Below are 5830 nucleotides of genomic sequence, written 5' to 3' on the forward strand. Positions count from 1 at the left end.
ATGAAGCGCCCCACGGCGGACGAGATCGCCGCCATCGCGCGCGCGATGCGCGACAATTGCGTTCAGATCCAGCCCAAAGTGACGGGCAATCTGACCGACATGTGCGGCACGGGCGGGGGCATGACGACCATCAACGTAAGCTCCGCGAATGCCATCCTCACCGCTGCGGCCGGGGTTCCGGTGGCCAAGCATGGCAGCCGCTCGATCTCATCCTCCTCGGGCAGCGCCGACGCACTCGAGGCCCTGGGCGTCAAGGTCGAGTTGGCGCCCAAGCAGGGTGAGCGGCTCATCGAACAGGTGGGCATTAGCTTTCTGTACGCCCCGAGCTTTCACCCCCTCATGCTCAAGGTCTTCTTCCCCGAGCAGGCCCTCGGCATCAAGACCATCTTCTTCACCATCATCGGTCCTCTCATCAATCCGGCCGGGGCGCCTCACCATCTGATGGGTGTGTACCAGCCGCACTTGGTGGACCTCGTCGCCGACGTAGTCACACGGCTGCCGATGAAACACGTGGTGGTGGCCCACGGGATGGACGGACTTGACGAGGTGTCGATTCTGGGCGTGACGAAGATCGCCGAGATCAAGAACGGCGAGGTCAGCAAGTACGAGGTGGCGCCCGAGGACTTTGGCCTGAAGCGCGCCAAATTTGAGGACATCAAGGGCGGAGATCCCCAGTACAACGCCAAGGTGATCCGCGATATCTTCGAGGGCCGTGACCGCGGGCCGAGGCGCGATTTCCTGGTCCTCAACAACGGCTTCGCGCTGTACGTGGCGGGCGCCGCACCTAACCCGGCGCAAGGCATGCGAATGGCCGCGGAGAACATCGATTCAGGCGCGGCGTCGCGCAAGCTCGCGCAGTTTGCGGCTGCCTCGCAGCAAGTGGCAGCGTGATGCGCCTCACCGAGTCGATCCGGCAGCGGCAGCGAGAGGGGCTGCTGCCGGTTCTCTCCGAGATCAAGGTGCGCTCGCCGAAGGACGGCGATTTGTTGCGCGGGCGCACGCCCGAGGCGCTGGCACGCGTGATGGGCAGCTGCGCGATCGCGGGGCTCTCGGTGGTAACGGAGCTGCGGGAGTTCGGCGGCGGCCTCGCGTTGATTCCACGCGTGCTGCCACACATCACCGTGCCCGTGCTGCGCAAGGACTTCGTAGGAGGCATCGAGGATATCGAAGCCACTGCCGCCGTCGGCGCCGCATGCATGCTGCTCACCGTGTGCAAGCTCAGCGACGCCCAGCTCGCCGGGTTCCACGAGGCCGCCCACCGCTTGGGACTCGAAACGCTGGTCGAGACGCACTCGGCCGAGGAGATGGCGCGCGTGGTGAGGCTCGGTATCACACCCGACATCCTGGGCATAAACAATCGCGACATTCAGGTGCTGGAGACCGATCATGGCGACGTCTCGCTTACCGAGCATCTGGCCGCTCATGCGCCTCCGGGTTCGCTGCTGCTCAGCGAAAGCTCGATCCGCGGGCCAGAAGATGCACGCCGGGCGCGTGATGCGGGAGCTGATGCGGTCCTGGTCGGTACTTCGATATTGCTTGCCCACGACCCGGCGCAGGCGATCGGCGCGCTCTTGGCTGTCGGCTGGCGGTGAGGGCCAGAGTCAAGATCTGCGGCATCACTCATGAGGAGGATGCCGCTATGTGCGTGGACGAGGGCGCCGACGCTCTTGGCTTCGTGGTGGAATATCCGCTGCCAGTGCCTTGGACGCTATCGCGCGAGCGGGCGGTGCAACTCATGCGCGGCGTGCCACCCTTCGTGAGCCGGGTCGCGATCGTCGGCGGTACCGTCGGCGCGATTCTCTCGATCTGCGCGGCGGTCCACCCCGATGCGGTGCAACTGCACGGCAACGAGAGCGAGGAGGTGGTAGCGCAGGTCGCACGTGAGCTTTCCGGCACCGGGGTGCGTGTGATCAAGGCTGTACGCATTCGCGCCGACGACAACTACCAGCTGGAACCGCCAGAGCATTGGGAATCGGTGGCACTGCGCTTCCTTGGTTTGGGCGCGGATGCAATTCTGCTCGACTCCACCACCGGCGAGCGCCCGGCGGGCACGGGCAAACCCGTTGATCTGGAGATCGCGCGCCGCGTCGCGGGCGCGGGACCGATGATCCTGGCCGGGGGTCTCACCCCCGATAACGTTGCCGGCAGGATCGCGCAGGTACGGCCCTACGGCGTGGATGTCATCAGTTCGGTGGAGGATAGCGGGCACCGGAAGCAGCGCGAGCGCGTGCGGGCATTCATCGGTGCCGTGCGTGGCTAGCAGATACGTGAGGGGCACGGTGGGACACGGGGCCGGACCGCCGTAACTTATAGATGCCGCCAGCTTAGCCAGGAAAGTGGGATAAAGCCCTTACTGGGGCTCCAGCTTCGCCGCCTTCACGTGCTCTCTCCAACGCTCACTTTCCTTGAGGATGAAGGCGCGATATTCGCCTAGCGGCAGCGCGGCGAAGGCGAGGCCAGTGCTCTCCAGAGGTTCCTTGACGGCGGGATCGTTCTGCCCTTCGTGAAGGGCACGGTGTATCTTGGCGAGGATGTCTGGCGCGACACCGCGGGGCGCGGAAATGCCCGCGAAAAAACTGACCTCATAACCGGGATAGCTTTCACCAATCGTCGCGATACCTGGCCAACGCGCATTGCGATTTGATTCGGTAATGGCTATGGGGACTAACCGTCCGTTCGCGACTTGGGCCGCGGCAGTCATGTAATTGAAGAAAGCCAATTGGATGTGGCCGCCGATCAAGTCCGTGACGATGCTCGCGCTGGCTTTATAGGGCACCCCTTCCAGCGGAATTCTCGCGCTCGCTTTCAAGAGATCGCCGGGAATCTGGGAACTGGTGTCTGCGTGGCCAAAGAAGACTTGTCCTGGGTGCGCCTTGGTGTAGGTCACCAACTCGGCGATGTTCTTGAATGGACTGCCGCGCGGCACCAGAGCCACCGAACCTCCTACACCGATCAACGCGATGTGCTCAAAGTCCTTGATGGGATCGTAGGGCAGCTTCTTGTGTAGGTAAGGTGCCGCCGCGTGAGTGGAATTCGTGCTGATTCCCAGCGTGTAGCCGTCGGACGGGGCATTTTTCAGCACTTCCGTTCCGATCACGCCCTGGGCACCGGGCCGGTTCTCGATGACCACCGGCTGCTTCCAGCGCTCCTGCAAATAAATACCTAATCTGCGCGCGATGATGTCGCTGCCACTGCCGGGGCCGAAGGGCACGATGATTCTTACGGCCTGGCTGGGATAGGACTGCGCGCGGGCGAAAATTACCGCCACCGATAGGCCAACGGCGAGCAACCATTTTGATTTGTTCATCCTCTGGTACTGTGTTCCGTAGCGCCGAGAAGGGAGATCTTACCGTGCCGCGCTGGCCGCGCTGGCGGCGCTGTTTGACAACCCATGGCCGGATCATTAGGCTCGGTACCATCGTAACTCACAAGACCAAGAGGACAAATCATGGATGTACGCGCAGCGGTCGCACATAAGGCGGGAGCGCCACTTTCGCTGGAAACCGTGCAACTCGATGGCCCCCGCGCCGGAGAAGTATTGGTGGAAATCAAGGCTACCGGCATCTGCCACACAGACGAGTTCACCCTCTCCGGTGCCGACCCGGAAGGACTGTTCCCATCCATCCTCGGACACGAGGGAGCGGGTGTGGTGGTGGAAGTTGGTCCGGGCGTGAAGAGCCTGAAGAAGGGCGATCACGTCGTCCCGCTCTACGTGCCGGAATGCCGCGAGTGCGAATACTGCATTTCGCAAAAAACCAATCTGTGCCAAGCCATCCGCATTACGCAAGGGCAGGGCATGATGCCCGACGGCACCAGCCGCTTTTCGCTCCACGGCAAGAAGCTGCACCATTACATGGGCACTTCCACCTTCTCGAACTACACCGTGGTGCCGGAAATTGCGTTGGCGAAAATTCGCGAAGACGCGCCCTTCGATAAGGTCTGCTACATCGGCTGTGGTGTCACCACGGGAATCGGTGCCGTCATCAACACCGCCAAGGTGGAGCCGGGCGCGAACGTGGTGATATTCGGGCTGGGCGGCATCGGCCTCAATGTGGTGCAAGGCGCGCGCTTGGCCGGTGCCAACATGATAGTTGGTGTGGACTTGAATCCCAAACGGCGCGCGCTCGCGGAGAAATTTGGCATGACCCATTTCGTGAATCCGAAGGACATGCCCGAGAACGAATTGGTGCCCTACCTCGTGAACCTCACCAAGGGAGGGGCGGACTACAGTTTCGAGTGCATCGGCAACGTCAAGGTGATGCGGCAAGCGCTGGAGTGCTGCCATAAGGGTTGGGGCGTCTCGGTCATCATCGGCGTGGCACCCGCGGGCGCCGAGATCGCCACGCGCCCCTTCCAGCTCGTGACCGGCCGCGTGTGGAAAGGCACGGCATTCGGCGGCGCGCGAGGCCGCACGGACGTGCCGCGCATCGTGGACTGGTACATGGAGAAGAAGATTAACATCGACGACCTCATCACCCACAAACTCAAGTTCGAGGATATCAACAAGGGCTTCGACTTGATGCATGCTGGCGAGTCTATTCGTAGCGTGGTGGTTTTCTAAAGGCGGATTCACCAGAGAGGCACAGAGACACAGAGGAAGGCAAATGCAATGCGGATATAAGCAATCCGTGGACTTTCGTTTGATTCCGGCCGCCACGCCGCGCAGCTTTTTAAAATGAGCTTTTCTCCGTGTCTCCGTGCCTCTGTGGTGAAAGGAAATTCGTCATGCAAAAATTACTGATCTACCAATCCCTTTGGGCCATGGAGCGGCGCCGTCCCGACGGGCAGGAATGGACCTTAGATGAAAAACTCACCATGATCCGCGACGCTGGTTTCGACGGTTGCGGCGTGCGTTTCATCGATTACGCCTTCGCGAAGGAAGTCACTTCCTTCTTGCGGGCGCACCACATGAGCTGGCAGGCGCAGTGTTATCCGAAGAGCGTGGACGATCTGAAACCCACCATCGAGTATGTGAAAGAATTGGGCGCCGATCACATCAACTTGCAGCCCGACGTGCGGCCCTATTCCCTGGAGGAGTGCATCCCATTCATCGAAGGCTGGCGCCGCATCGCCCACGATGCGCGCATCCCGGTGCATGTCGAGACCCATCGCGACCGCATGACCACCGATTTGTTCTTCACCTTGCGTTTGCTCGATTGCTTTCCCGATCTGCGCCTGACGGGAGATATATCGCACTATTTGGTAGGCCGCGAGTTCTGGTATCCCGTGAGCGAAGAAAATCACAATCTCATGCACCGCATCCTCGACAACTGCTGGGGATTCCATGGCCGCGTGGCGAGCCGGGAGCAGATCCAGGTGCAAATCAGTTTTCCCACCATGAAGCATTGGGTCGATCTGTTCATGGGTTGGTGGGAATACGGCATCCGCTCCTGGCGCCGCCGCGCGCTGAAGGACGCGACGCTCACCTTCCTGTGCGAACTGGGCCCGAGGGAATACGCCATTACCGGCGCCGATGGCTACGAACTCTCAGACCGCTGGCAGGAAGCGCTCATGTTGAAGGGCATGATCCGGGACTTGTGGAACCGGATAGAGCAAGAAGATCTAGGCGTTGCCCGGGCGGCGTGACGCGGTTGGGACCGCTTTGATGTGCGGCGTGGGACGTCATCCTCTTACTTGGTAAGCGGTGTTGTAAATGGCGGAGTAAAAGGGAGCCATTTGGCGGCAAGGTAGGGACCAGTCTCAAAGTCTATGCTTCGGACCCCGAGGGGATCGAGGAAGGCAGAGAGGATGTACAGGAACGTGGACCTATACGCCAAAGTAAGGCGCGCGGTGATGGTGGAGAACCAGAGCGAGCGCGGAGCAGCAAAGC

General features: G+C 61.4%; 6 protein-coding genes. 5 read left to right on the top strand and 1 reads right to left on the bottom strand.

Features of this window, described 5'->3' with window-relative positions:
• The 3 genes from trpD to EXR36_15230 form a co-directional block, all read left to right on the top strand.
• Positions 1-891: anthranilate phosphoribosyltransferase (gene trpD, locus EXR36_15220; GenBank protein ID MSQ60940.1), on the top strand; the 891-nt coding region annotated here is incomplete at its 5' end.
• Positions 888-1592, top strand: coding sequence for an indole-3-glycerol-phosphate synthase (locus EXR36_15225; GenBank protein ID MSQ60941.1), 705 nt, complete (start codon positions 888-890; stop codon positions 1590-1592). The genes trpD and EXR36_15225, both read left to right, overlap by 4 nt.
• The gene (locus EXR36_15230; protein MSQ60942.1) at positions 1589-2260 is read left to right on the top strand and encodes a phosphoribosylanthranilate isomerase; all 672 of its coding nucleotides are present in this window, start codon (positions 1589-1591) and stop codon (positions 2258-2260) included. Before EXR36_15225 ends, EXR36_15230 begins: the two co-directional genes overlap by 4 nt.
• 90 nt (positions 2261-2350) lie before the next feature.
• On the opposite strand, the gene EXR36_15235 is transcribed toward EXR36_15230, so the two are convergent.
• Positions 2351-3307 (bottom strand): tripartite tricarboxylate transporter substrate binding protein, encoded by a 957-nt coding sequence (locus tag EXR36_15235; GenBank protein MSQ60943.1) that lies wholly within the window; start codon positions 3305-3307, stop codon positions 2351-2353.
• Positions 3308-3448: 141 nt separating this feature from the next.
• On the opposite strand from EXR36_15235, the gene EXR36_15240 reads away from it, so the two are divergent.
• Positions 3449-4561 carry an S-(hydroxymethyl)glutathione dehydrogenase/class III alcohol dehydrogenase gene (locus EXR36_15240; GenBank protein MSQ60944.1) on the top strand — a complete coding sequence of 371 codons (1113 nt, stop codon included), beginning with the start codon at positions 3449-3451 and terminating at the stop codon, positions 4559-4561.
• Between the two features lie 164 nt (positions 4562-4725).
• On the top strand, positions 4726-5586 hold the full coding sequence (locus EXR36_15245) for a sugar phosphate isomerase/epimerase (GenBank protein ID MSQ60945.1): 861 nt from the start codon (positions 4726-4728) through the stop codon (positions 5584-5586).
• Positions 5587-5830 lie beyond the last annotated feature (244 nt).

It is taken from the genome of Betaproteobacteria bacterium (assembly GCA_009693245.1).
Classification (GTDB): Bacteria; Pseudomonadota; Gammaproteobacteria; order Burkholderiales; family SHXO01; genus SHXO01.

What these genes read in the sequence shown, in the direction of transcription:
- EXR36_15235 (MSQ60943.1), bottom strand. Translation starts at nt 3,307, where the DNA reads ATGAACAAATCAAAATGGTTGCTCGCCGTTGGCCTATCGGTGGCGGTA.
- EXR36_15240 (MSQ60944.1), top strand. Translation starts at nt 3,449, where the DNA reads ATGGATGTACGCGCAGCGGTCGCACATAAGGCGGGAGCGCCACTTTCG.
- EXR36_15245 (MSQ60945.1), top strand. Translation starts at nt 4,726, where the DNA reads ATGCAAAAATTACTGATCTACCAATCCCTTTGGGCCATGGAGCGGCGC.